Here is a 25,139-nt window from a genome sequence, read left to right as displayed (position 1 = left end):
TGAACATGGATCCGTTCTTTTCGATCTACGTCTGGCCGGCGATCGTCATGATCGGGCAGTCGCTTCTGCTGCTGGTCTGCCTGCTCGTCTTCATCGCTTTTATCCTGCTTGCCGACCGCAAGATCTGGGCGGCCGTGCAGCTTCGCCGCGGGCCTAACGTCGTCGGTCCTTTCGGCCTCTTCCAGTCCTTTGCCGATCTTCTGAAATTCGTCTTCAAGGAGCCGATCATTCCGGCCGGTGCCAACAAGGGCGTCTTCCTGCTTGCTCCGCTGGTCGCCGTGACCTTGGCGCTCGCCACCTGGGCGGTCATCCCGCTCGCGGACGGCTGGGTTATCGCCAACATCAACGTCGGCATCCTTTACGTCTTCGCGATCTCCTCGCTCGAAGTCTATGGGATCATCATGGGCGGCTGGGCATCGAACTCAAAATATCCGTTCCTTGGCGCGCTGCGTTCGGCCGCGCAGATGGTCTCGTACGAAGTCTCGATCGGCTTCGTCATCGTTACCGTGCTGCTCTGCGTCGGCTCGCTGAACCTCTCGGATATCGTCTATGCGCAGAAGGACGGCCTCGGCACGATGATCGGCCTGCCGGCCTCCTTCCTCGACTGGCACTGGCTGGCGCTTTTCCCGATGTTCATCGTCTTCTTCATCTCGGCGCTTGCCGAGACGAACCGCCCGCCCTTCGACCTTCCGGAAGCAGAATCGGAACTCGTCGCCGGCTTCATGGTGGAATACGGCTCGACCCCATACATGATGTTCATGCTCGGCGAATATGCGGCGATCGTGCTGATGTGCTCGCTGACGACCATCCTGTTTCTGGGTGGCTGGCTGCCGCCGGTCGATATCGCGATCCTCAACTGGGTGCCGGGCATTATCTGGTTCGTGCTGAAGGCAACGCTCGTCTTCTTCATGTTCGCCATGGTGAAGGCCTTTGTGCCGCGCTACCGTTACGACCAGCTTATGCGCCTCGGCTGGAAGGTTTTCCTGCCGCTGTCGCTCGCCATGGTCGTCATCACCGCATTCGTGCTGAAGCTGACGGGATGGGCATGAAGATGACCATCCAAGCTTTTGGCATCATTGGAGAATAAAGATGGCAGGTCTCGGACAAGCCGTGAATTCCCTGTTCCTGAAGGAGTTCGTCGGCGCCTTCTTCTTGTCGATGCGTTACTTCTTCAAGCAGAAGGCGACGATCAATTATCCGTTTGAAAAAGGGCCTGTCTCCCCGCGCTTCCGCGGCGAGCATGCGCTGCGCCGTTACCCGAACGGCGAAGAGCGCTGCATCGCCTGCAAGCTCTGCGAAGCGATCTGTCCTGCCCAGGCGATCACCATCGAGGCGGGTCCGCGCCGCAACGACGGCACCCGCCGCACGGTGCGTTACGACATTGACATGGTGAAGTGCATCTATTGCGGCTTCTGCCAGGAGGCCTGCCCGGTCGACGCGATCGTCGAGGGGCCGAACTTCGAATTCTCGACCGAAACGCGCGAAGAACTCTATTTCGACAAGGCGCGGCTTCTGGAAAACGGCGACCGCTGGGAGCGGGAGATCGCCCGCAATATCGCAATGGATGCGCCCTACCGTTAAGGCGGGCGCATTCGACCGGGACCGCCCCAACCAACGGGCAATGTGCCGGTGACATCTGGATGAAATGCCCGGCGCGTGTCATGCCGCCGGGTTTCGACGGGAAGGGGCCTCCGCCCTGCTTCCGGTGAGGGACGAAAAGGCACCACGATGGGTCTGCAGGCTATCTTCTTTTATCTCTTCGCGTTCGTCGCGGTGGCGTCGGCGTTCATGGTCATCTCGGCCAGGAACCCGGTTCACTCGGTGCTCTTCCTCATCCTGGTCTTCTTTAACGCGGCCGGCCTCTTTCTGCTGACCGGTGCCGAATTCCTGGCGATGATCCTGCTGGTCGTCTATATCGGCGCGGTTGCGGTCCTGTTCCTCTTCGTCGTCATGATGCTCGACATCGATTTTTCGGAACTGCGCTCCGGCGTGCTGCAATATGCGCCGATCGGCATCTTGATCGGGCTCATCGTGGCGGCAGAGCTGATCGTGGTCATCGGCGGCAGCGTGCTGACCCCGGATGCAGCCAAGGCGATCACCATGCCGATCCCGAACCCGGCCGAACGCACCAACACAGCGGCCCTCGGCGACGTGCTTTATACGAACTATGTCTACTTCTTCCAGATCGCCGGGCTGGTGCTTCTGGTCGCGATGATCGGCGCGATCGTGCTGACGCTGCGTCACCGCACCCACATCAAGCGGCAGAATATTTCGAAGCAGGTGGGCCGCACGCCCGCCACTGGCGTCGAGGTGGTCAAGGTCAAGTCGGGTCAGGGCGTCTGAGGCGGAAAAGGAATAGAAAAATGGAAATCGGACTTTCCCATTATCTCACGGTCAGCGCCATCCTCTTCATGCTTGGCGTCTTCGGCATCTTCCTGAACCGCAAGAACGTCATCATCATCTTGATGTCGGTCGAACTCATCCTGCTTTCGGTCAACCTCAATATGGTGGCCTTTTCCTCCTTCCTGAACGACATCGTCGGCCAGGTCTTCGCATTGTTCATCCTGACCGTCGCGGCCGCGGAGGCTGCGATCGGTCTTGCAATTCTCGTCGTCTTCTATCGCAACCGCGGTTCGATCGCCGTTGAAGACGTCAATATGATGAAGGGCTGATCAGGTTATGATCTACAAGGCAATCGTCTTCCTTCCCCTGATCGGCTTCCTGATCGCCGGCCTGTTCGGCCGCCAGATCGGTGCCAAGGCCTCCGAATACATCACCTCCGGCCTGATGCTCATCGCGGCCGCTCTGTCCTGGATCGTCTTCTTCAATGTGGCGCTCGCGCATGGCGAGGCGGGCGAGGTGATCAAGGTTCCGGTGATGCGCTGGATCCAGTCCGGCGGCATCGATGTCGAATGGGCCTTCCGTGTCGATACGCTGACGGCGGTCATGTTCGTGGTCGTCAACACGGTCTCGTCGCTCGTGCATGTCTATTCGATCGGCTACATGCATCATGATCCGCACCGGCCGCGCTTCTTTGCCTATCTCTCGCTCTTCACCTTCGCGATGCTGATGCTGATCACGTCGGACAACCTCGCCCAGATGTTCTTCGGCTGGGAAGGCGTAGGTCTGGCGTCCTACCTGCTCATCGGTTTCTGGTACAAGAAGCCGTCGGCTTCGGCTGCCGCGATGAAGGCATTCATCGTCAACCGCGTCGGCGACTTCGGCTTCGTGCTCGGCATTGCCGGCGTTTTCGTGCTTTTCGGCTCGATCAATCTCGAAACGATCTTCGCTGCGGCTGCCACCTACCTGCCGCCGGAAGGCTCGCCGGAGGCGACTGAGGTCATCGTCAACTTCTTCGGCATGCCGCTCGACAAAGCTGGTGCAATCACCGCCGTCTGCCTGCTGCTGTTCATGGGCGCCATGGGCAAGTCGGCGCAGTTCCTGCTGCACACCTGGCTGCCGGACGCCATGGAAGGCCCGACCCCGGTCTCGGCCCTCATCCATGCTGCCACGATGGTCACCGCCGGCGTCTTCCTGGTCGCCCGCATGTCGCCGCTTTTCGAACTGTCGCCCGATGCGCTCACTGTCGTGACGCTCATCGGCGCGATCACTGCCTTCTTTGCGGCGACCGTCGGCCTCGTCCAGAACGACATCAAGCGCGTGATTGCCTATTCCACCTGCTCGCAGCTCGGCTACATGTTCGTGGCGCTCGGGGTAGGGGCCTATGGCGCGGCGATCTTCCACCTTTTCACGCACGCCTTCTTCAAGGCGCTGCTCTTCCTCGGCGCAGGTTCGGTCATCCATGCCGTCGACGGCGAGCAGGACATGCGCTACATGGGCGGTCTGCGCACGCATATCCCGATCACCTTCTGGATGATGACGATCGGCACACTGGCGCTGACGGGTGTCGGCATCCCCGGCACCATGTTCGGTTTCGCCGGTTTCTTCTCCAAGGACGTGATCATCGAATCCGCCTATGCTTCCCATTCGGTGGTTTCCGGCTTCGCCTTTGCCCTTCTGGTGATCGCGGCACTCTTCACGAGCTTCTATTCGTGGCGTCTGGCCTTCCTGACCTTCTTCGGCAAGCCGCGCGCATCCGCCGACGTCATGCACCATGTGCATGAATCACCGAGCGTGATGCTGGTGCCGCTCTACGTGCTCGCCATCGGCGCGGTTCTCGCCGGCGTGCTTTTCGAAGGCTACTTCTTCGGCCACGAATATGCCGAGTTCTGGAAGGGCGCGATCTTCACGCTGCCGGAAAACGAGATATTGGAGGAGTTCCATCACGTGCCGACGCTGGTGAAGTGGAGCCCCTTCATCGCCATGGCAATCGGCTTCGTCACCGCCTGGTACTTCTACATCAAGTCGCCGTCGCTGCCGCGCCGCCTCGCCGAATCGCAGAAGGTCCTCTACGAGTTCCTGCTCAACAAGTGGTATTTCGACGAGATCTACGATTTCCTTTTCGTCCGTTCCGCGAAGGCGATTGGCCGGTTCCTGTGGCAGAAGGGTGATATCGGCGTCATCGATACCTACGGCCCGAACGGGATTGCCGCCCGCGTGGTCGACGTCACCAACCGGGTGGTCAAGCTGCAATCCGGTTACCTCTATCATTATGCGTTCGCGATGCTGATCGGCATTGCCGCCCTCGTCACCTGGATGATGCTCGGGAGCTCAATCTAATGACCGACTGGCCAATTCTCTCGACGGTCACCTTCCTGCCGCTGGTCGGCGTTCTTCTCCTGTTGCTGACGCGGGAGGACGGCCCCTACGGCCGCCGCAACATCCTGAACGTCTCGCTGTTCACGACGATCTTCACGTTTGTCGTCTCGCTCTTCATCTGGTTCAGCTTCGACAACTCGAATCCCGGTTTCCAGATGATCGAGAAGCATGCCTGGCTCGGCACCGGCATTTCCTATCATCTCGGCGTCGACGGCATTTCCATGCTCTTCGTCATCTTGACGACCTTCCTGATGCCGTTCTGCGTGCTCGCGAGCTGGGAGTCGGTCCAAAAGCGCCTCAAGGAATACATGATCGCCTTCCTGCTTCTGGAAGTGGTCATGGTCGGCGTCTTTGTCGCGCTCGATGTCGTGCTTTTCTACGTCTTCTTCGAAGCGACGCTCATCCCGATGTTCGTCATCATCGGTGTGTGGGGCGGCAAGGATCGCGTCTACGCATCCTACAAGTTCTTCCTTTATACGCTGCTGGGTTCGGTGCTGATGATGCTCGCCATCATTGCCATGTACTGGCAGGCCGGTACGACCGACATCACCGAGCTCCTGAAATACGGCTTTCCGGCCGGCATGCAGACCTGGCTCTGGCTCGCCTGTTTCGCAGCCTTCTCAGTCAAGATGCCGATGTGGCCGGTGCATACCTGGCTTCCGGACGCACACGTTCAGGCACCGACCGCGGGCTCGGTCATCCTGGCTGGCGTCATGCTGAAGCTCGGCGGTTACGGCTTCGTGCGCTTCTCGCTCGCCATGTTCCCGCTGGCGTCCGAATACTTTGCGCCCTTCGTCTTTACGCTGTCGGTGCTGGCGATCATCTACACTTCGCTGGTGGCGATGATGCAGGTCGATATCAAGAAGCTGATCGCCTATTCGTCGGTCGCCCACATGGGCTACGTCACCATGGGTATCTTCGCGGCGAATGTTCAGGGCCTGCAGGGTGCGCTCTTCCAGATGCTGTCGCACGGCATCGTCTCCGGCGCGCTCTTCCTTTGCGTCGGGGTGGTCTATGACCGGCTCCATACCCGCGAGATTGCGGCCTATGGCGGCCTCGTCAACAACATGCCGAAATATGCCGTCGCCTTCATGATCTTCACGATGGCGAATGTCGGCTTACCGGGCACGTCGGGCTTCATCGGCGAATTCCTGACGATCATCGGCGTCTTCCGGGTCAATACCTGGGTTGCGCTGTTTGCGGCGACCGGCGTCATCCTGTCGGCTTCCTATGCACTGTGGCTCTATCGCCGGGTGATCTTCGGGGCCCTGGAAAAGGAAAGCCTGAAGGCGCTCCTCGATCTTTCCGCCCGCGAAAAGCTCATCCTCTATCCGCTGATCGCGGTTACCATCTTCTACGGCTTCTATCCCGCGCCGATCTTCGATGCGACGAGAGCTTCCGTGGACCTGATGGTGAACAACTATTCCGCAGCCCTGCAGGCGGCGAAAGACCTTGCACTGAACGTGCACTGAGACGGGACACGACTGGACATGACCGCTGAAACACTCTCCCTAAGCCTGCAGCTCTCCATGCCGGAGATTATTCTGGCCGTGGGTGCGCTCGCTCTCCTGATGATCGGCGTTTTCTCCGGCGAGAAGTCCGCGCCGACGGTGACGGGACTTGCGGTGGCACTGCTTGCCGTTGCCGGCCTCTGGCTCATCTTCATGCCAGCCGATGGCGAAGCCTATGGCGGCGCGTTCAAGCTTGATCCGTTCGCGCGCTTCATGAAGGTCCTTGCCCTGATCGGTTCGCTCGTCGCGATGATCATGTCGGTGGGACACGCCCGCTCCGAACAACTCGACCGTTTCGAGTTTCCGGTTCTGCTTGTGCTCTCCACTCTCGGCATGCTGCTCTTGATCTCGGCGAACGACCTCATCGCGTTCTACCTCGCGCTGGAACTGATGTCGCTGGCCCTTTACGTGGTCGCCGCCATCAACCGTGACAGCCTGCGCTCGACGGAAGCCGGCCTGAAATATTTCGTGCTTGGCGCGCTTTCCTCCGGCATGATGCTCTATGGCATGTCGCTGGTCTACGGCTTTACCGGCAATACCGGCTTCGACCAGATCGCTGGTGTTCTCTCTTCCGAGACGCGGCACCTCGGCCTCGTCTTCGGCATGGTCTTTGTGCTCGCCGGTGCCTGCTTCAAGATCTCGGCCGTGCCGTTCCACATGTGGACGCCGGACGTTTATGAAGGTGCGCCGACCCCGGTCACGGCTTTCTTCGCTGCCGGCCCCAAGGTTGCGGCGATGGCGATCCTCGTGCGTATCGTCTCCGACGCCTTTCTGCCGATCGTCGCCGATTGGCGCCAGATTATCGTCTTCGTGTCGATCGCCTCTATGCTGCTCGGCTCGTTCGCGGCGATCGGCCAGCGCAACATCAAGCGGCTGATGGCCTATTCCTCGATCGGTCACATGGGTTATGCGCTTGTCGGCGTTGCCGCGGGCACCGAGTCCGGCGTTTCCGGCGTGACGCTCTACATGGCGATCTACATGGTCATGACGCTCGGCTGCTTCGCCTGCATCATGGCAATGCGCCGCAAGGAAGGCGACAGCGTCGAGAACGTCGACGATCTCGCCGGCCTGGCATCGACCAAGCCCTTCATGGCGGTGGTGTTGACGGCGCTGATGTTCTCGATGGCGGGCATTCCGCCGCTGGCCGGCTTCTTCGCCAAGTATTTTGTCTTCGTGGCGGCGATCGAAGCCAAGCTCTATGCGCTGGCAGTCATCGGCGTTTTGACCTCGGTGGTGGGCGCTTATTATTACCTGCGCATCGTCAAGCTGATGTGGTTCGATGAAGCCAAGGGCGAATTCGCCCGCATCTCCGGTGAACTGCGCCTGGTCTTCGGTCTCTCCGGCCTCTTCGTCACGGCCTATGTGCTGTTCGGCGGGCCGATCGGCAGTGCGGCGAACGCTGCCGCCAAGTCCTTCTTCTGAGGATGGCTCGCAGGACTGGACGCTTCTCGCTCGACGCGTTTCGCCATGAGGCACTGAGCGAGGTAGGGTCCACCAATAGCGAATGTCTCGCCCGCGCCCGCGCGGGCGATTCCGGTTTGTTATGGATCACGGCAAGACGCCAGACGGCCGGCCGGGGCCGACGCGGACGGGCATGGACTTCGGAGCCCGGCAATCTCTATGCTTCACTGCTGCTGATCGACCCGGCACCACCTGAGCGGCTTGCATCTCTGCCGCTTGCGGTCGCCGTCGCCGTCCATGCGACCGTGAAGGCCGTATTGCCGCCCGGCAGCGAAGCCCTCGAGGTCAAATGGCCGAACGACATCCTGATCGGCCGCAGGAAGACCTGTGGCATTCTTCTGGAAGGTGAAAGCCTGCCGGATGGCCGCCGCGCGGTGGTCATCGGCATAGGGATCAACATCCGCCACATGCCGGATAGCGCGCCCTATGGCGTCACACGCCTTGTCGATCATGGCGCCGGAATTTCACCGGAAGAGATTTTTGCGCATCTTTACAGAGAGATGGCAAGTATTCTTGAAGCGTGGGATGAGGGGGGCGGCATAACGATCATCTGCGAGCGCTGGCGGCAGATCGCCTGCGGCATCGGCGAAAAAATCACCGTCAACCTCTCCGACCGCTCGCTTGTTGGAACATTCGCAGGTATCGATGACAAGGGATTTTTGATGCTTGATACAGGCGCGGGCGGAGTTCTTCCGATCGCCGCCGGTGATGTATTTTTCGAGAGAACGGAATAAGAGAAGAAATGGCAAAACAGGAAGAACTGGTGTTTCTGCCGCTTGGCGGCGTGGGTGAGATCGGCATGAACCTCGCCCTCTACGGCTATGGAACGCCGCAGAAGCGCCAGTGGATCATGGTCGATTGCGGCGTCACCTTTCCAGGGCCGGACCTGCCGGGCGTCGATCTCGTTCTGCCGGACATCCGCTATCTCGCCGGCGAGCGCCATAACCTCAAGGCGATCATCATCACCCATGCGCACGAGGATCACTACGGCGCGCTGAACGATCTCTGGCCGGGCCTCAACGTGCCGGTCTATGCCTCGCCCTTTACGGCCGGCATGCTGGAGGCGAAACGCAATTACGAGGGGTCGCGGGCCGATATTCCGGTAACGATCTTCAAAGCAGGCGACCGCATCACGGTCGGCCCGTTCCAGATCGAAGGGGTTGGCGTCAACCACTCCATTCCCGAGCCCATGTCGCTTGTCATTCGCACGCCGCTCGGCAATGTGGTCCACACCGGCGACTGGAAGATCGATTATGCTCCCTCGCTTGGCCCGCTGACAGACGAGGTTCGCTTCCGTGCGCTTGGCGACGAAGGCGTTCTGGCTGTGATGTGCGATTCGACCAACGCCATGCGCGATGGCGTGTCTCCGTCGGAAGAAGAAGTTTCGGAAGGCCTGCGCAAGATCATCGAGGGAGCCGAGGGCAGGGTGGCGATCACCACCTTCTCCTCGAATGTCGGCCGCATCCGTTCGGTCGCCCAGGCCGCCGAAGCTGCCGGTCGCGAGGTGTTGCTGCTCGGCAGCTCTCTGAAGCGTGTCGTCGACGTCGCCCGCGATGTCGGCCTGATGGAGGGCTTGAAACCCTTCATCGCCGAGGACGAGTACGGCTATATCCCGCGCGACAAGATCGTCGTCATCCTGACCGGCAGCCAGGGCGAACCGCGCGCCGCACTTGCCAAGATCGCCCGCGACGAGATGCGTAACGTGGCGCTGGCATCCGGCGACACGGTGGTTTTCTCCTCGCGCACCATTCCCGGCAACGAAAAGGCGATCATCGAGATCAAGAACGGCTTGATCGAGCAAGGCATCAACGTGGTGACGGATTCGGATGCGCTGGTGCATGTCTCCGGTCATCCGCGCCGCAATGAGCTCCTGAAGATGTACGAATGGACCCGGCCGCAGATCCTCGTGCCGGTGCATGGCGAGGCAGCTCACCTGATGGCGCAGGCCGAGCTTGCGGCATCCGCCGGCATCAAAACGATCCCGCGTGTTCGGAACGGCGATATTCTGCGGCTTGCGCCGGGTCCCGCGGAGGTGGTCGACGAGGCGCCGCATGGCCGCATCTTCAAGGACGGCAAGCTGATTGGCGACTTCGACGAAATGGGAATTGGCGATCGCCGCAAGCTCTCCTATGTCGGACATGTCTCGGTCAATGTGCTGCTCGACAACCGCTACGATTTCCTGACCGATCCGGATGTCGTCGCCTTCGGCCTGCCGGAACTCGACGACGAAGGGGAGGCAATGGAGGATACGCTCTATGACGCGGTGCTCGGCGCGGTCGAGAGCATTCCGCGAGGCCGTCGCAAGGACCTCGATATGTTGCGGGAGGCGGTTCGCCGCGCGGTGCGCGCCGCTGCCAACGAGGCCTGGGGCAAGAAGCCGGTCGTGACGGTGTTCGTGACGAGGTTGTGAGGGGTGGGCGGATTGCCCCTCTCCTGAAAAATCGGCGCGGCACGGTTATCTCTCTCCTTGCGGGAGAGAAAGCGATTTCAAAATCTTAGCCGAAGGCTAAGTTTCAGAAATCGAAAGTGAGGGGCTCGCAACACCAAACTCGGAGGACACCACATGCTCGGACGCGTCAACCATATCGCCATCGCCGTGCCGGATCTGGCAGCGGCCACGACCACCTACCGCGATACGCTCGGTGCCCGCGTCTCGCAGGCCCAGGCGCTGCCGGAACATGGCGTGACGGTCGTCTTCGTCGAGCTTCCGAACACCAAGGTGGAACTGCTCGAACCGTTGGGGGCGGACTCCCCGATTGCCGCCTTTCTGGAGAAGAACCCGTCAGGCGGTATGCACCATATCTGCTACGAGGTGGAGGACATCATCGCAGCCCGGGATCGACTGAAAGCCGGCGGCGCCCGCGTGCTCGGCGACGGCAATCCCAAGACAGGCGCTCACGGCAAGCCGGTGTTGTTTCTACACCCCAAGGATTTCGACGGCACCTTGGTCGAGCTTGAACAGGTCTGATCTTGCGACGAACCGCAGCTGATTGTCCCCGGCTGGCTCTGCCTTCCTTTATCCTGAAGCCCGTTATAGTATTTATAAATCGCCTGTCATGAGTAAGGACGCCTCATGGACCAATTATCCCGCAGAAAATATGATACTTTACTGGAGAGTGGAATTTTTACTTATGATGTGGCGCTGGATCTGTTGTGGGGTGATGTCAAGGCGGCAAATATCATGGGTTTTGCAACGGAGGAAATGAATGACGGGATCAGGTTGTTGGAATATGTAAGCCTTGTTCATCCTGATGACCTTCCGGAATTTGCTGAGAAGAAGCACAAGTCGATACTCAATGCTTCGCCGTTCCAGAGTTCTCACAGGCTTCTTCGCAAGAACTCCGCTCCCGTTTGGGTGACTGTGCACAGTCGGCCCTGCCGCATTCAAAACGGCCTGCCAACGCTGATCGGCGGCATTATCGCATCGGGAAAGATTACAGTGGAATTGCCCCTTTAGGGAGCGAGGGCAGGTTACCTCCGGACTATCCGGTGCGGCATCGCGTCCCCGGGCCCCCCTTTGAGCTTTGCTGTCTTTCAGCCTATAACGCCGCTCTCTGAACTGAAACCGGAAATCAACTCATGTCCCTCCTGACGGTCGCCGCCATCTATTTCATTCTCTGGTGGACCGTGCTCTTCATTGTTCTGCCGCTCGGCTATCGCAGCCAGCAGGAGGAGGGCGAGGTGACGACCGGAACGGTCGAAAGCGCGCCGGCGAAATTCCGCGGCGGCCGCGTCATCCTGCTGACGACGGTGATTTCCGCCGTGCTCTATGCGGCCTATCATCTCGTCTCGGCATATTTCGGCTTCGGCGTTGCCGATATCCCGGTCATCGTGCCGAGTTTCGAATAGGACAGAAAAACACGCGAACCTGTCATCTTCCTGTCATGCTGACCGTGCAAAGGAGGCGCGGTCCGTCGAGGCCAAAACAGGCAGGGCTTCGAGAAAGCAAAAAAAAACAAGGCGGTTAAGCCTTGTTTTAGTTCCGCGTGATCCTTCACCGTTGCCGGGGCAGCGAACAAGCGCGCCTAAGATCTGATCCTCCCAAGACTTGACCGCGAAATGGCAAGAATTTGAACTCCTTGCCTCTTTTGTGAGCTGAACCTAGCTCAAAGGTTGGGCTTTGTCATCCGATTTTTTTGTATTTTTGACACAGTCGGGTAAAATTTTTCAGTTGACAAAAATGTCGCACGCTTGCCACGAAATCCCCACTTTTGGGCGATCTGCAGTGGCAGGCGCACAATCGCGAACATCCAGGCGATTCATGCGGGGGCGGGTTCCCTTGGGAACGCGGAACGGCTATGTACCCTCGCAATATTACTCCAGAAATGGCCGATTCCTGATCAGACAAGGGATAGGCTGGCAACCCTCGGAAATTTCGATGCGCCTCACCCGTTATTTCATGCCCATCCTGAAGGAAAATCCCAAGGAAGCGGAAATCGTCTCCCACCGGCTGATGCTGCGTGCGGGCATGATCCGCCAGCAGAGCCAAGGGATCTATTCCTGGCTGCCGCTGGGAAAACGTGTGCTCGACAAGGTCTGCGCGATTATCCGGGAGGAGCAGGACCGGGCAGGGGCGCTGGAAATCATGATGCCGACGATCCAGTCGTCTGACCTGTGGATCGAAAGCGGTCGCTACAATGACTACGGCGCCGAAATGTTGCGCATCAAGGACCGGCAAGACCGCGCCATGCTCTTCGGGCCGACCAACGAGGAGATGGTGACTGATATTTTCCGTTCCTACATCAAGTCCTACAAGAGCCTGCCGCTCAACCTCTACCACATCCAATGGAAGTTCCGCGACGAGATCCGCCCGCGCTTCGGCACCATGCGCTCGCGTGAGTTCCTGATGAAGGACGCCTATTCCTTCGACCTGACGAAGGAAGACGCGATCCACTCCTATAACCGCATGTTCGCCGCGTATCTGCGCACGTTCTCGCGCATGGGATTGCGGGCGATCCCGATGCGTGCCGATACCGGCCCCATTGGCGGCAACCACAGCCACGAATTCATCATCCTGGCCGATACCGGCGAGTCGGAAGTGTTCTCCCACAAGGATTTCGTGAACTTCGAAATCCCCGGCATCGACACCGATTTCAATGACGTCGACGCGCTGAAGGCGATCTTCGACAAGTGGACCTCGGTCTATGCCGCGACGTCCGAAATGCACGATGAGGCGGCCTTTAACGCCATTCCCGAAGCCGACCGCATGTCCGCCCGCGGCATCGAGGTTGGCCATATCTTCTATTTCGGCACGAAATATTCCGAGCCCATGGGGGCAAAGGTGCAGGGTCCGGATGGCAAGGAACACCTTATTCACGGCGGTTCCTACGGCATCGGCCCGACCCGCCTTGTTCCCGCCATCATCGAAGCATCGCATGACGAGAACGGAATCATCTGGCCGGCGTCCGTCGCGCCCTTCGACGTTGTGGTCATCAACATGAAGCCCGGCGACGAGGCCTGCGACCGCATCTGCGAGACGCTTTATGGCGGGCTCACGACCGTCGGTAAGGACGTGCTCTACGACGATACGGATGAGCGCGCCGGCACCAAGTTCGCGACCGCCGACCTGATCGGCGTGCCGGTTCAGGTGATCGTCGGACCCCGTTCCGCCGCAGGTGGCGAAGTCGAGGTCAAGGACCGCAAAACTGGTCAGCGCGAGACGCTGACCGTCGAAGCAGCGATGAACAGACTTGCCGGCCGATAAGCCAGCGGGTCCGGTGAACAACGATAAGGCGGGCTTGACCGTCAGGCATTGAGGAAACGGCATGGCGAGCGTCGCGGCGAATGGTGAGGCGGAAAAGGCGGAGCGTTCGCCCTCGGCTGGCCCTTTCTCGGCCTTTGAGCGCATGGTTGCCTGGCGTTACCTGCGTTCGCGCCGCCGCGAGGCCTTCATCTCCGTCATTGCCGGCTTTTCCTTCATCGGTATCATGCTGGGTGTCGCCACTCTCATCATCGTCATGGCGGTGATGAACGGTTTCCGCACCGAGCTCATCTCGCGCATCCTCGGCATCAACGGTCACATGATCGTCCAGCCGATCGACGGGCCGTTCACCGATTATGCCGAGCTCACCAAGAAATTCGCGGCTGTTCCCGGCGTCAGGATGGCGCTTCCGTTGGTGGAAGGCCAGACGCTGGCTTCCGGCCGCGGTGGTGCAGGTTCAGGCGCGCTTGTGCGCGGCGTTCGTCCGGAAGATCTCGAAAAGCTCACCGAGGTCGCCGGCAACGTCAAGTCCGGCGATCTGGTCGGTTTCGCTTCAGGGCAGGGCGTCCTGGTCGGCTCGCGGCTTGCGGCCCAGCTCGGCTTGAATGCCGGCGACCAGATCACGTTGATTTCGCCGGAAGGGGACGTGACACCCATGGGCGTCAATCCACGGGTGAAATCCTATCCGATCTCCGGCATTTTCGAGATCGGCATGTCGGAATATGACGCGACGATCATCTACATGCCGCTTGAAGAGTCGCAGCTCTATTTCAATGCCGATGGCCTCGTGCAGTCGATTGAGCTTTTCGTCGACAATCCCGACAATGTCGACGGTATCCGGCCATTGGTGGAGGCCGCGGCCGGCCGGCAGATATTCATCTCCGACTGGCGGCAGCGCAACCAGACCTTCTTTTCCGCGCTCCAGGTGGAACGCAACGTCATGTTCATGATCCTGACGCTGATCGTGCTGGTGGCCGCACTCAACATCATTTCCGGCCTCATCATGCTGGTGAAGGACAAGGGCAGCGATATTGCGATCCTGCGCACCATGGGAGCCGGCGCCGGCGCAATCATGCGCATCTTCTTCATGACCGGGGCCGCGATCGGCATCGTCGGAACGCTCGCCGGCGTCGTGCTCGGCGTCATCGTCTGCCTCAACATCGAATCGATCCGGCAGTTCTTCTCCTGGGTTTCCGGCACAGTCCTCTTCGATCCGGAACTCTATTTCCTCAGCCAGTTGCCGGCGGAGATGAGCTTCCGCGAGACGTTGTCGGTGGTCGTCATGGCGTTGGGGCTTTCCTTCCTCGCCACCATCTTCCCGGCATGGCGGGCCTCGAAGCTCGATCCTGTCCAAGCCCTCCGATACGAATAGGTCCCGATCCTTTATGGCACGCAAAACTGTCTTGCAGCTTTCGGGCGTCCAGCGTCACTACGGCCAGGGCGACACCACGCTTTCGATCCTGAAGGGCGCGGATTTCGAGCTGGTGCGCGGCGAAATGGTGGCGCTGGTCGCGCCGTCCGGTACGGGAAAGTCGACGCTGCTGCATCTTGCCGGCCTGCTTGAGCATCCGGATGACGGCGAGGTCTTCATCGGCGGGCGCCCCTGTAACGATTTGTCTGACGACGAGCGCACCGCGATTCGCCGCTCGGAGATCGGATTCGTCTACCAGTTCCACCATCTCCTGCCGGAATTCACGGCGATCGAGAACATCATGATGCCGCAACTGATCGCCGGCCTTTCGAAGGCAGAGGCGAAGGAACGGGCAGCCCAACTTCTCGACTACATGCGCATCGGCCCTCGGGCCGAGCATCGCCCGGCCGAATTGTCGGGCGGCGAACAGCAGCGCGTGGCGATCGCCCGCGCGGTCGCCAACGCGCCGCGCGTGCTTCTCGCAGACGAGCCGACCGGCAACCTCGACCCCAAGACGGCATCCTATGTCTTTGATGCGCTGGAGGCGCTGGTACGCCAGTCAGGCCTTGCGGCACTGATCGCCACCCACAACCACGAACTTGCCGGCCGCATGGACCGCCGCGTGACGATTGAGGGCGGCAAGGTCGTGGAGATGTGAGGCCGGTTAGGCGCCGGCGATTGGCGCCATATTCCCGTTACCCTGTGCCGGTCACAGAGATCCGGCAGCGCTGCGTCGGTCGCGCGTGTGTCGCACACAACCCCGTGGGGCATCGCGCAAAGACGTAAGACCATATCGCCGCAGAGGAACCGGAGTTGTGCGGAAAAACTTGGCTGAACGGGATACGTCACGTGTCATTTGTAAATTTCGATACGGGGCACTCGATGTGTCCCGACCGCTCCTGAAAACAACCGTGATCGCCAAGGGGGACTTCCCCTCGTTTCCCCTATGAAAATATGCTGGCAGACGGCTTATCGCCCCTTGCAGATGTCTTGCCCGATCTCGTTCTCCCATTGAGCGACCGGAACCGCGCCTGGCGTGCCGGCGATCGGCTGGCCGTTCACTTTGCCTTTGCCTGTCAGCAAGTTGACGTCGCATTCGATCGGGTCCGGCACGTCCTCTGAAAAGCTGAAGCCCGCCACCAGGAAATCCGAGTTCCGATAGGCAAGCGTGAGCCTGATCTCGTAATGCCGCTGCCCGGGCGTATCGTTTTTCGCCGTTACCAGAATTGATCCGTTCTGCAAGGCGGCGATTGCAACCGATTCTCCCGCATAGATAAACGAGCCGGGCACTTTGTTCGCGGCAGCTGCCTTGAGCGTCATCCGTCCTTCGTAGGGTTCGGCGAGATAGATGTAGATGCCATTGCCGTCCGCGCCGTGTTTCGGTGGCGGACGCACGATCATGGCGAGATCGCTGTCGCCATCCCGGTCAAAATCTCCCGTCGCGACGGCGGCGATTCGGCTGGGATCGATCACCTTTTCGGCCATCGCCGGGCTGGCAAGGAGATAGGCGACAAGAATTGCAAGTTTTCTCATGTGGAAGGTTCCTGCGTCTGTTGTGCTAATCCTAGCCCACCAAAACCTCTTGGAAAAAGGCTTTTCTCCAATTTTAACCATAATCCCGAAACCGGATTTCTCCTTTTGTTCTTCTGTTGACTTTTGTACAAAAAGAGAACAAATTGAAAACATAACGAACACGGGAGACGACGATGACTGACATTCTTCGTGACATTGCCGCATTCGCTTCCATCGCCACCTTCGTGGCAAGCCTGTCCATGCTCGTCATGGCCATGTGAGGGAAGTCTCGCTTAAGGCCTCGTCATCCGAAAGACGTTGAGCGAGGAAATCTGAACTGGACTCTCGGCAAGCCGCACCGGAAAATAGCCCGATTCATGAAGTGGGTAAGGCGCGGACATGGCAGATACGGCGAACGTAAAATCGGGATCGGAATCGTTGGGCGATAGCCCGCAATTCGTTCACCTTCGCGTTCACTCCGCCTATTCGCTTCTTGAAGGGGCACTGCCGCTCAAGAAGATACTTTCCAAGGCGGTTGCGGATCATCAGCCCGCGATCGCGATCACCGACACGAACAATCTCTTCGTTGCGCTGGAATTTGCCCAGAAGGCGATCGATGAAGGGCTGCAGCCGATCATTGGCTGTCAGCTTTCGATCGATATGGAAGACCAGTCGGAAGAGCGACGCGCCGGCCATCAGCAGCTTGCCAAGCTGCCGGCGATTGTCGTGCTTGCGGCGACGGCTGCGGGCTACGAAAGGCTGGTCGACCTTATCAGCCGCGCCTATCTGAGCGGCGAGGGACACGGCGCCGTGCATATCTGCAGTTCCTGGCTGGAGGAGGGCGGCACCGAAGGGTTGATCGCGCTTACCGGAGCTTCGGGCGGGCCGGTCGACATGGCCTTGAAGGATGGGAATGCGGTGCTTGCCGAGGCGCGGCTGCTGAAGCTGAGGGAAATCTTTAGCGACCGGATTTATGTCGAACTGCAGCGCCACGGTTCATTTGACCGGCGGCATGAGCAGAAGATGGTGACTCTTGCCTATGACCATGACCTGCCGCTGGTCGCAACGAACGAGGCTTTCTTCCCGTCGAAGGCGGATTACGACGCCCATGACGCGCTGATGGCGGTCGCCCATAATGCGATCGTTTCGGATGATAACCGCTTCCGTCTGACGCCTGATCATTATCTGAAAAGCCGGGCTGAAATGGCAGCCCTGTTTGCCGACCTGCCGGAAGCGCTGGAGAACACGGTCGAGGTCGCCCGACGATGCTCCTTCATCCTGAAGACGCGAAAGCCGATCCTGCCGCGCTTTACCGGGGCGACGGCAGATCCGGAAGAGGCCGAACGGGCCGAGGCGGCGGAACTGCGCCGTCAGGCGAACGAGGGGCTGGAGAACCGCATTGCAACGCTTGGAATGACGAGCGGCTATACGGAACAGGACTACCGCGAGCGTCTGGACTTCGAGCTTGGCGTTATCGAGCGCATGAAGTTCCCGGGTTACTTCCTGATCGTGTCGGACTTCATCAAATGGGCAAAGCAGCACAATATTCCAGTCGGCCCGGGCCGCGGTTCGGGTGCCGGTTCGTTGGTGGCATACGCGCTGACGATCACCGATGTTGACCCGTTGCGCTTCTCGCTGCTTTTCGAGCGCTTCCTCAATCCGGAACGCGTCTCGATGCCCGACTTCGACATCGATTTCTGCCAGGACCGCCGTGAAGAGGTGATCCGCTACGTGCAAGCCAAATACGGCCGCGAGCAGGTGGCGCAGATCATCACCTTCGGTTCGCTGCAGGCGCGCGCCGCGCTGCGCGACGTCGGTCGTGTGCTGGAAATGCCCTACGGCCAGGTCGACAAGATCTGCAAACTCGTGCCGAACAACCCGGCCAACCCGACGCCGCTGTCGAAGGCGATCGAGGAAGAGCCGAAGCTGCAGGAAGAGGCGGACAAGGAGCCCGTCGTCCAGCGCCTTCTCGACATCGCCCAGAAGATCGAGGGCCTTTACCGCCACGCCTCGACCCATGCCGCTGGCATAGTGATCGGCGATCGGCCGCTCTCGAAGCTCGTGCCGATGTATCGAGACCCGCGTTCGGACATGCCGGTTACCCAGTTCAACATGAAATGGGTGGAGCAGGCGGGCCTGGTGAAGTTCGACTTCCTCGGTTTGAAGACACTGACGGTGCTGAAGACTGCCGTCGATTTTTGCAGGAAGCGCGATATCGAAATCGATCTCGCCAAGATACCGCTGGACGACCAGAAGACTTATGAGATGCTTTCCCGCGGCGAAACGGTCGGCGTGTTCCAGGTGGAAAGTGCCGGCATGCGCAAGGCGCTGATCGGCATGCGGCCGGACTGCATCGAGGACATCATCGCGCTGGTCGCGCTCTACCGCCCCGGTCCGATGGAGAATATCCCAACCTATAATGCCCGCAAGCACGGCGAGGAGGAGATCGAATCGATCCACCCGATGATCGATTATCTGCTCAAGGAGACCCAAGGGGTCATCGTCTACCAGGAACAGGTCATGCAGATCGCCCAGGTGCTCTCAGGCTATTCGCTCGGCGAGGCCGACCTTTTGCGTCGTGCCATGGGCAAGAAAATCAAAGCCGAGATGGACCAGCAGCGCGAGCGCTTTGTCGACGGCGCGGTGAAGAACGGCGTCTCCAAGGCGCAGGCCGACAACATCTTCGAACTGCTTGCAAAGTTCGCGAACTACGGCTTCAACAAGTCGCACGCGGCGGCCTACGCGATCGTCTCCTACCAGACCGCCTATATGAAGGCGCATTACCCGGTCGAGTTCCTCGCCGCGTCGATGACCTACGATATGGCGAACACCGAGAAGCTCAACGACTTCCGGCAGGACGCCGGGCGCCTCGGCATTGCCGTCATTCCACCGTCCGTCCAGACCTCCTACAGGCATTTCGAGACGGGCGAGAACAAGATCTTTTATGCGCTGGCCGCCATTAAGGGTGTTGGCGACTCGGCCGTGGAACATATCACGGCCGTGCGCGGCGACCGGCCATTCAGGAGCATCGAGGATTTCTGCCTCAGGATCGATCCGAAGCAGATCAACCGGCGCGTCATGGAAAGCCTGATCTCGGCGGGCGCCTTCGATTGCTTCGGCATCGATCGTGCCGAATTGATCGGCGGGCTTGACCGCATCATCGGTTATGCGCAGCGCGCCCAGGAGGAGAAAGTCAGCGGCCAGTCGGATTTCTTCGGCTCGTCGGCGAGCTCTGGCCCCGAAAAGCTCGTTCTGCCGCCTTTCGATCCGTGGACGCCGTCGGAAAAGCTGATGCGCGAGTACCAAGTTCTCGGCTTCTATCTCTCTGCTCATCCTCTCGATTCTTATGCAAATATTCTTGCCAAGATGCGGGTGCAGACCTTTGCGGAATTCTCCGTCTCGGTGAAGGGAGGGGCAAGTTTCGGAAAGCTCGCGGGCACCGTGACGAGCCGCCAGGAGCGCAAGACCCGCACCGGCAACAAGATGGGCATCGTGGCGTTTTCGGATTCTTCCGGCCAGTTCGAGGCCGTCCTGTTCTCGGAAGGACTTGCGCAATACCGCGATCTCCTTGAACCCGGCAAATCGCTGCTTATTACCGTGCAGGCGGAGGAGCGGCCGGAAGGCATCGGGCTTCGCATCCAGACGGCCCAGTCGCTGGAGGAGAAATCCGTGCAGATGCAGAAGGCGTTGCGCGTCTATGTTCGAGATTCAGGGCCTTTGAGGATGGTAGCCCGGCATCTGAATGCCCGAGGCGACGGACTGGTCTCTTTCGTCGTCATCAAGGATGATGGCAAACGCGAGATCGAGGTGGAACTGACAGAGAAATATCGCATCTCGCCGGAAATCGCCGCAGCATTGCGCGCGGCGCCGGGCGTCCTCGACGTGGAACTGGTATAGAGCCGGCTCGGCGGTTTCGATCGCGCGCCGTACCTTTAATAGAGACCGATCGAACGATATTGCGCTCTTGCTTGCGATTGGCGAACGGGCCGAGGCTTGGTCACGGAATTTTTGGCTTGGCTAATCGTGGGTTGAGAGTGCGTGATGGTTACAAAATCGGTGCCTTTGCCGGTTTCCGGTCCAAGGCCCTGGTCGTTGATCGTCACCGACGTGCCATCGGTCATCAGCGTCTCGATCCGGTCGCGGATATCGGCCGGGATTTCGATGCGGTCGAACGCGCGGGCGGTGGCATCCGGGGCATTGGGGTCATCGGCGACTGCGATGCCGAGCCGCTTCATCGTTGCATCGCTCAGCTGGTTCGGCAGAGTTATCCCAAGCCACTCGGCAGTCTCGGCGCTGTGCTCGACTTTGTCGACAGTGAAGAAATGCGTGCCGAGAGCAATTTGCGGGTCCTTGATGCCGACCGGCGCCTCGAACAGCGATTCGAAATTCTGCCGCACCATGATCTGGCCGGCCGGCGGCTGCGGCTTGCCGGCAGTCTCATAGAGCGCATTCAGGAATTCCGGCGTCATCAGCGGCCCTTTGAGGGAAAGGTTCTTCCAGCGCTTGAAGCCGGCAATGGCGCTGCGGGTCAGGGGGCCGGCGAAGCCGTCGGCGCCGCCGGTCTCGAAGCCGAGATCCTGCAGGATCACCTGCACATCCATCAGCATTTCGCGCTCGCTGCGACGGGTGATGAGGATACGCAACGGTGCTGCATCTTCGTCTGCGGCCGCCGCGCTCCGCGCATCCGTCACAATGGCCGGACGAGCGAGCGAAGGATTGTCCGGAACGACATTCATTGCCACCTCGACCGGTTTGGAATCCCCTCGGATCGAGGAGGTCCTGAGCTCGACATCCGGAAAGAGCGGCCCGGCTGGCAGGGGTTTGCGCGGCATGAAGAGATTCGTGCTCTCGATCCGTTCCGGCGCGATCTGTGCATCTATGATGATCACATGGGCGCCGCGCTCGGTCATCTGGTAGAGCGATTTCGCGAATGCGCCCGGCATACGCACGCAGCCGTGCGAGGCTGGATAGTTCGGCACGCTGCTGGATTCGTGAAGCGCAATCCCTGACCAGGTCAGCCGCTGCATCCAGGGCATGGGTGCGTTCGAATAGATGTTCGATTCGTGATATTTGCGCTTCTCGAGGATCGAGAAGATGCCGCTCGGCGTCGAGTGTCCCGCCTTGCCGGTGGAAACATTCGAGGTCGCAACGACCGTGTCGCCATCATAGACCGTGAGGGATTGCTTATCCTTGGAAACGATGATCTGCAGCGTGCGGGCGCCTTCCGCGAAGGCTGCATGCGACAGCATGGTCGCAGATAGAAAACCAAACCCGAACATCAGGTGACGCAACATAACCGACCCCATACGCAATACATGACCCGTATATTAGCGCATGAGGTTAAAGAAGGTTTTCGGCGGCGGGGATAATCTTAAGATCATGGTTAAGAACGGATCACCTTTCATGGATCGCGCCGGCGATCCCCGAACGTGTAGCCGGTTTCGACCGCCGCCTTGCCGAACTTGTCGCGCAGCTTGTCCATCGCCGCCTCGGCCGCGGCGCGGCGCCCGGCCTGCGTGTCGACGAGGTCCGGCGGATCGGCGAGCGCCGGATCGGTGAGGTCGGTGAGGCCTATGCCGATCAAGCGGAATTTCGTGCCGTCGGTCTCGTGCTCCATCAGCGCAAGTCCGGTTCGGAAGATGCGGTCGGCAAGCTGGGTCGGATCTTCGAGCCGCCTGTTGCGGGTACGGCTTTTGAAGTCGGCGGTCTTCATCTTGAGCACCACGGTCCTGCCGGCAATGCCGTGCTTCTTCAGCCGCGCGGATACTTTTTCCGAGAGCCGGCGCAGGATCGGCACGAGGTCGTCATGGCGCGAGATATCGTCGAAGAACGTGGTTTCGGCCGAAACGCTCTTGGCCGCCTCGTTCGGATGCACCTCGCGATCGTCGATGCCGCGCGAAAGCCGGTAGAGCCGCTGGCCCATCGTGCCGTAGCGGCGCATCAGATCGCCTTCCTCCATGGTCTGGAGCTGGCCGATGGTGCGGATGCCGTCCGCTTCCAGCGTCGCGTTGAAGGCCTTCCCGACGCCCCAGATCGTGGTGACGGGGCGGGCGGCCAGAAATTCCAGCGCCTCCTCCCGGCCGATCACCGAGAACCCCCGCGGTTTCTGGAGATCGGAGGCGACCTTCGCGAGGAATTTGCAGTAGGACAGCCCGATGGAGATGGTGATACCGAGTTCACTCTGCACACGGGTGGCCAGTTTGGCGAGGATGCGCGCAGGCCGATCGTGATGCAGGCGTTCGGTGCCAGCGAGTTCGACAAAGGCCTCGTCGATGGAAAGTGGCTGCACGAGCGGTGTCAGGTCCATCATCATCTGCCGCACCTGACGACCGACCGACACATATTTCTCCATGTTCGGCCGGATGACGACGGCATCGGGACAAAGCTCCAGCGCCTTGAACATCGGCATGGCCGATCGTACGCCGTTGATGCGAGCGATATAGCAGGCGGTAGAGACGACACCGCGTTTGCCCCCGCCGATGATGACCGGCTTGTCTGCGAGTTCCGGGGCGTCGCGCTTCTCAATCGTCGCATAGAAGGCGTCGCAATCGATATGCGCCAGCGTGAGATCGTAGAGTTCCCTGTGATAGACGAGGCGGGGACTGCCGCAGGCGCGGCAGCGGCGCACCTCTGCCTTCTGCTCAGCAAGGCAGTCGCGACAGAAGCCGGGTGTCTTGTCAGGCGCGGGCGTCATGATGAGAACAAAGGTTGAACGCCGCGACGATAAGCCCTAAGCTTGCGACTCTCAAGAGAGAAGCGAGCCGGCATGGAAGTCTTCGCAGCCTATCCACTGACACCTGAGCGATGGGATGATTTTGAAACGCTGTTTGGACCGAGCGGCGCCTGTTACGGCTGCTGGTGCACCTATTTCCGGATGCCCGCGGCGGAACGGAAAGTGCTGGACGGCGCGGCCAAGAAGGAATTCATTCGCAACCGCATCGAGACAGGCCCGCCGCCCGGTGTGCTCGGATATGTGGAAGGCCAGCCGATGGCCTGGGTGCAGGTGGGGCCGCGCGCCGATGTTCCGCAATGGAATTCGCCCCGTACGGTATCTCGACCGTTGGACCCTGCGGATGCCGGGGACCCGTTGGTCTGGGCGGTAAGCTGTTTCTTCATCGGCAGTCGCCATCGTAGAAAGGGCAACAGCCACCGGATTTTGGATGCGGCGATCCGATTTGCGAGAGAAAGCGGGGCCAGAAGCATCGAAGCCTGTCCCATGGAGCAGGCAAAGACGTCGAAATCGCTTGGTCTCTATGTCGGCTCGATGAGAGTCTTCGAGGCGGCCGGGTTTAGGGAGGTGGCACGCCGCAAGGAGGGGCGGCCGTTGATGCGGCTCGAATTCTAGCTTAGGCAGCGCCGGAACGGATATGAGCCCGGATGAGTTGTGCGGCATGTGGCCAGTCTGTCGCCCGTACGATGTTTCCAGCAGGCTTCGGAGCAAGGACATGCAGCGGCGAGTCCGGCATCATGTGAAGGAGGAGGCATTGTGCGAGATGATCCCGCACCGAATGAAGGTTATGCGCCATGTCGTCGATGAAGATCGAAGGCAAGGGGCGTTCCGCATGCAGTCTTTGCACGATCGGTCCCTTGGGCTCTTCGCTGGCAATCAGCGGAAAGGCGAGCCCGAGACGGTCGAGAAGCCGGCGACGATGTTCCTGGTAAAGCGGCGGCATCGCGGTGAGGAAGACGACGTCGACGTCACGGCCGAGCGTTTCGAGCGTCTGGACGACGAGATCGAAGGGGAACTGCCAGCTTTCCTGTGCCTCGAAGAAGGCTTCGACCAGCCGGCGGACATCGCCCTGTTCGAGGGCAATCCGGGTCTGGGTGGAGATGATATTGCCGGTAAGCCGGAAGGAGCGCGGCAAAAGTTCATGGCCTTCGCCCCGCAGGAAATCCTGAAAGGGAGCCACGAAATGCAGCACGACATCGTCGACATCGCAGACGATGAGTGGGCGATCGCGAAGGCGTACATGGGAAAGATCGGTGCGGAGGTCGAAAATCTCGGTCATCTCAATATTCGCCGGAATCAGGTCCTGGGCCGGAATAGTGGCGCCAGGCGGCAGCCACGGTTTCCGGTTTTGTGCCCGTTGCTTCGCAAAAGGCAAGCAGCGTCGGCTCATGGCCCATCAGGAAATCGATCATGCCGGCCAGAAAGCCTGGATCGTTTGCAGCACCCCGCAATTGGTTCGGCTGCAGGCCGGAAAGCGCCAGGAACCGGCCAAGCATCTCCGGCTCGTTGGCAAGCCAGCCGAGAATGGCGGTCGCCGTTTCCTCGGCATCGGCCGAATTGCTTCGGCTATATTCGGTTTCGCGCCGCATCATCTGCCAAGTTACCTTTTTCTCAACCAAATGGCCTTACCGTGCCTGAATGGGGCTCTGTGGAATCGACCGTTCCGGGAGCTTATATACTGAAGGCACGCTTGCAAGACAGGAACGGATCGCCATGCCCAAACGGGTCATGATTGTCGAGGACAATGAGCTTAACATGAAGCTCTTCCGCGACCTGATCGAAGCATCGGGATATGACACGATCCAGACCCGCAACGGAATGGAAGCGCTCGATCTTGCCCGCAAGCATCGTCCTGATCTCATTCTCATGGACATCCAGCTTCCGGAAGTGTCCGGTCTCGAAGTCACGAAGTGGCTGAAGGAAGACGACGAGCTTCACGTAATTCCCGTCATCGCCGTGACCGCCTTTGCCATGAAGGGCGACGAGGAACGCATCCGCCAGGGCGGCTGCGAAGCCTATGTCTCCAAGCCCATCTCGGTGCCAAAATTCATCGAAACCATCAAGACTTATCTGGGCGACGCATGAGATCGGGAC

At 60.0% G+C, this 25,139-nt stretch carries 23 protein-coding genes; 18 read left to right on the top strand and 5 right to left on the bottom strand.

The annotated features are described in order from the left end of the window. Positions 1-5 precede the first annotated feature (5 nt). From nuoH to ABK249_RS14840, 15 genes are all read left to right on the top strand, one after another. Positions 6-1,049, top strand: a complete 1,044-nt coding sequence (gene nuoH, locus ABK249_RS14910) for an NADH-quinone oxidoreductase subunit NuoH (RefSeq protein WP_227702544.1) — start codon at positions 6-8, stop codon at positions 1,047-1,049. Positions 1,050-1,089: 40 nt separating this feature from the next. Further along, a complete protein-coding gene (gene nuoI / locus ABK249_RS14905; protein WP_037150180.1) occupies positions 1,090-1,581 on the top strand; it encodes an NADH-quinone oxidoreductase subunit NuoI in 492 nt (163 codons plus the stop codon). Positions 1,582-1,728: 147 nt separating this feature from the next. After that, a complete protein-coding gene (locus ABK249_RS14900; protein WP_037150178.1) occupies positions 1,729-2,343 on the top strand; it encodes an NADH-quinone oxidoreductase subunit J in 615 nt (204 codons plus the stop codon). A 20-nt stretch (positions 2,344-2,363) separates the two neighbouring features. Further along, a complete protein-coding gene (nuoK, locus tag ABK249_RS14895; protein ID WP_037150176.1) occupies positions 2,364-2,672 on the top strand; it encodes an NADH-quinone oxidoreductase subunit NuoK in 309 nt (102 codons plus the stop codon). Positions 2,673-2,679: 7 nt separating this feature from the next. Further along, positions 2,680-4,680 carry an NADH-quinone oxidoreductase subunit L gene (nuoL, locus tag ABK249_RS14890; protein ID WP_037150174.1) on the top strand — a complete coding sequence of 667 codons (2,001 nt, stop codon included), beginning with the start codon at positions 2,680-2,682 and terminating at the stop codon, positions 4,678-4,680. Then, positions 4,680-6,191: an NADH-quinone oxidoreductase subunit M gene (locus ABK249_RS14885; RefSeq protein WP_227702545.1), complete on the top strand. Its 1,512-nt coding sequence runs from the start codon at positions 4,680-4,682 to the stop codon at positions 6,189-6,191. Before nuoL ends, ABK249_RS14885 begins: the two co-directional genes overlap by 1 nt. 18 nt (positions 6,192-6,209) lie before the next feature. Beyond that, positions 6,210-7,652: an NADH-quinone oxidoreductase subunit NuoN gene (gene nuoN / locus ABK249_RS14880; RefSeq protein ID WP_037150169.1), complete on the top strand. Its 1,443-nt coding sequence runs from the start codon at positions 6,210-6,212 to the stop codon at positions 7,650-7,652. Between the two features lie 2 nt (positions 7,653-7,654). Then, positions 7,655-8,425, top strand: coding sequence for a biotin--[acetyl-CoA-carboxylase] ligase (locus tag ABK249_RS14875; RefSeq protein WP_037150166.1), 771 nt, complete (start codon positions 7,655-7,657; stop codon positions 8,423-8,425). An 8-nt stretch (positions 8,426-8,433) separates the two neighbouring features. Beyond that, positions 8,434-10,101 (top strand): ribonuclease J, encoded by a 1,668-nt coding sequence (locus ABK249_RS14870; protein ID WP_037150163.1) that lies wholly within the window; start codon positions 8,434-8,436, stop codon positions 10,099-10,101. Between the two features lie 153 nt (positions 10,102-10,254). Further along, positions 10,255-10,659 carry a methylmalonyl-CoA epimerase gene (mce, locus tag ABK249_RS14865; protein WP_227702546.1) on the top strand — a complete coding sequence of 135 codons (405 nt, stop codon included), beginning with the start codon at positions 10,255-10,257 and terminating at the stop codon, positions 10,657-10,659. Between the two features lie 105 nt (positions 10,660-10,764). Continuing rightward, the gene (locus ABK249_RS14860) at positions 10,765-11,148 is read left to right on the top strand and encodes a PAS domain-containing protein (RefSeq protein ID WP_227702547.1); all 384 of its coding nucleotides are present in this window, start codon (positions 10,765-10,767) and stop codon (positions 11,146-11,148) included. Between the two features lie 122 nt (positions 11,149-11,270). Beyond that, positions 11,271-11,540 carry a DUF1467 family protein gene (locus ABK249_RS14855; protein WP_227702548.1) on the top strand — a complete coding sequence of 90 codons (270 nt, stop codon included), beginning with the start codon at positions 11,271-11,273 and terminating at the stop codon, positions 11,538-11,540. A gap of 529 nt (positions 11,541-12,069) precedes the next feature. Further along, the gene (gene proS / locus ABK249_RS14850) at positions 12,070-13,395 is read left to right on the top strand and encodes a proline--tRNA ligase (RefSeq protein WP_227702549.1); all 1,326 of its coding nucleotides are present in this window, start codon (positions 12,070-12,072) and stop codon (positions 13,393-13,395) included. 61 nt (positions 13,396-13,456) lie between these two features. Then, on the top strand, positions 13,457-14,764 hold the full coding sequence (locus tag ABK249_RS14845) for a lipoprotein-releasing ABC transporter permease subunit (RefSeq protein WP_037150151.1): 1,308 nt from the start codon (positions 13,457-13,459) through the stop codon (positions 14,762-14,764). A gap of 13 nt (positions 14,765-14,777) precedes the next feature. Continuing rightward, on the top strand, positions 14,778-15,461 hold the full coding sequence (locus tag ABK249_RS14840) for an ABC transporter ATP-binding protein (RefSeq protein ID WP_037150148.1): 684 nt from the start codon (positions 14,778-14,780) through the stop codon (positions 15,459-15,461). A gap of 311 nt (positions 15,462-15,772) precedes the next feature. On the opposite strand, the gene ABK249_RS14835 is transcribed toward ABK249_RS14840, so the two are convergent. After that, positions 15,773-16,336: an FG-GAP repeat protein gene (locus tag ABK249_RS14835; protein ID WP_227702550.1), complete on the bottom strand. Its 564-nt coding sequence runs from the start codon at positions 16,334-16,336 to the stop codon at positions 15,773-15,775. Between the two features lie 378 nt (positions 16,337-16,714). Here ABK249_RS14835 and dnaE point away from each other — a divergent pair, with 378 nt between their 5' ends. After that, positions 16,715-20,212 (top strand): DNA polymerase III subunit alpha, encoded by a 3,498-nt coding sequence (dnaE, locus tag ABK249_RS14830; protein WP_227702551.1) that lies wholly within the window; start codon positions 16,715-16,717, stop codon positions 20,210-20,212. A 35-nt stretch (positions 20,213-20,247) separates the two neighbouring features. Here dnaE and ABK249_RS14825 read toward each other — a convergent pair whose 3' ends face one another. Both ABK249_RS14825 and ABK249_RS14820 read right to left on the bottom strand, forming a co-directional pair. Continuing rightward, on the bottom strand, positions 20,248-21,609 hold the full coding sequence (locus ABK249_RS14825; RefSeq protein ID WP_081952802.1) for a L,D-transpeptidase family protein: 1,362 nt from the start codon (positions 21,607-21,609) through the stop codon (positions 20,248-20,250). A 107-nt stretch (positions 21,610-21,716) separates the two neighbouring features. Further along, positions 21,717-23,009: a DNA polymerase IV gene (locus ABK249_RS14820; RefSeq protein ID WP_037150139.1), complete on the bottom strand. Its 1,293-nt coding sequence runs from the start codon at positions 23,007-23,009 to the stop codon at positions 21,717-21,719. A gap of 72 nt (positions 23,010-23,081) precedes the next feature. On the opposite strand from ABK249_RS14820, the gene ABK249_RS14815 reads away from it, so the two are divergent. Then, positions 23,082-23,660, top strand: a complete 579-nt coding sequence (locus tag ABK249_RS14815; RefSeq protein WP_227702552.1) for a GNAT family N-acetyltransferase — start codon at positions 23,082-23,084, stop codon at positions 23,658-23,660. Between the two features lies 1 nt (position 23,661). Here the strand turns inward: ABK249_RS14815 and ABK249_RS14810 are convergent, their stop codons facing one another. Together ABK249_RS14810 and ABK249_RS14805 are read right to left on the bottom strand one after the other, a co-directional pair. Continuing rightward, positions 23,662-24,324, bottom strand: a complete 663-nt coding sequence (locus ABK249_RS14810; protein WP_227702553.1) for a hypothetical protein — start codon at positions 24,322-24,324, stop codon at positions 23,662-23,664. 1 nt (position 24,325) lies between these two features. Beyond that, the gene (locus ABK249_RS14805) at positions 24,326-24,634 is read right to left on the bottom strand and encodes a DUF3572 domain-containing protein (RefSeq protein ID WP_227705106.1); all 309 of its coding nucleotides are present in this window, start codon (positions 24,632-24,634) and stop codon (positions 24,326-24,328) included. Between the two features lie 124 nt (positions 24,635-24,758). On the opposite strand from ABK249_RS14805, the gene ABK249_RS14800 reads away from it, so the two are divergent. Beyond that, positions 24,759-25,130 (top strand): response regulator, encoded by a 372-nt coding sequence (locus tag ABK249_RS14800; protein WP_007765577.1) that lies wholly within the window; start codon positions 24,759-24,761, stop codon positions 25,128-25,130. The last annotated feature ends 9 nt before the right edge of the window (positions 25,131-25,139 follow it).

This window comes from Neorhizobium phenanthreniclasticum (genome assembly GCF_040066075.1).
Classification (GTDB): domain Bacteria; phylum Pseudomonadota; class Alphaproteobacteria; order Rhizobiales; family Rhizobiaceae; genus Neorhizobium; species Neorhizobium petrolearium.
Note: the sequence above shows the minus strand (reverse complement) of the source record. Positions and strands in the feature narration are given on the sequence as shown.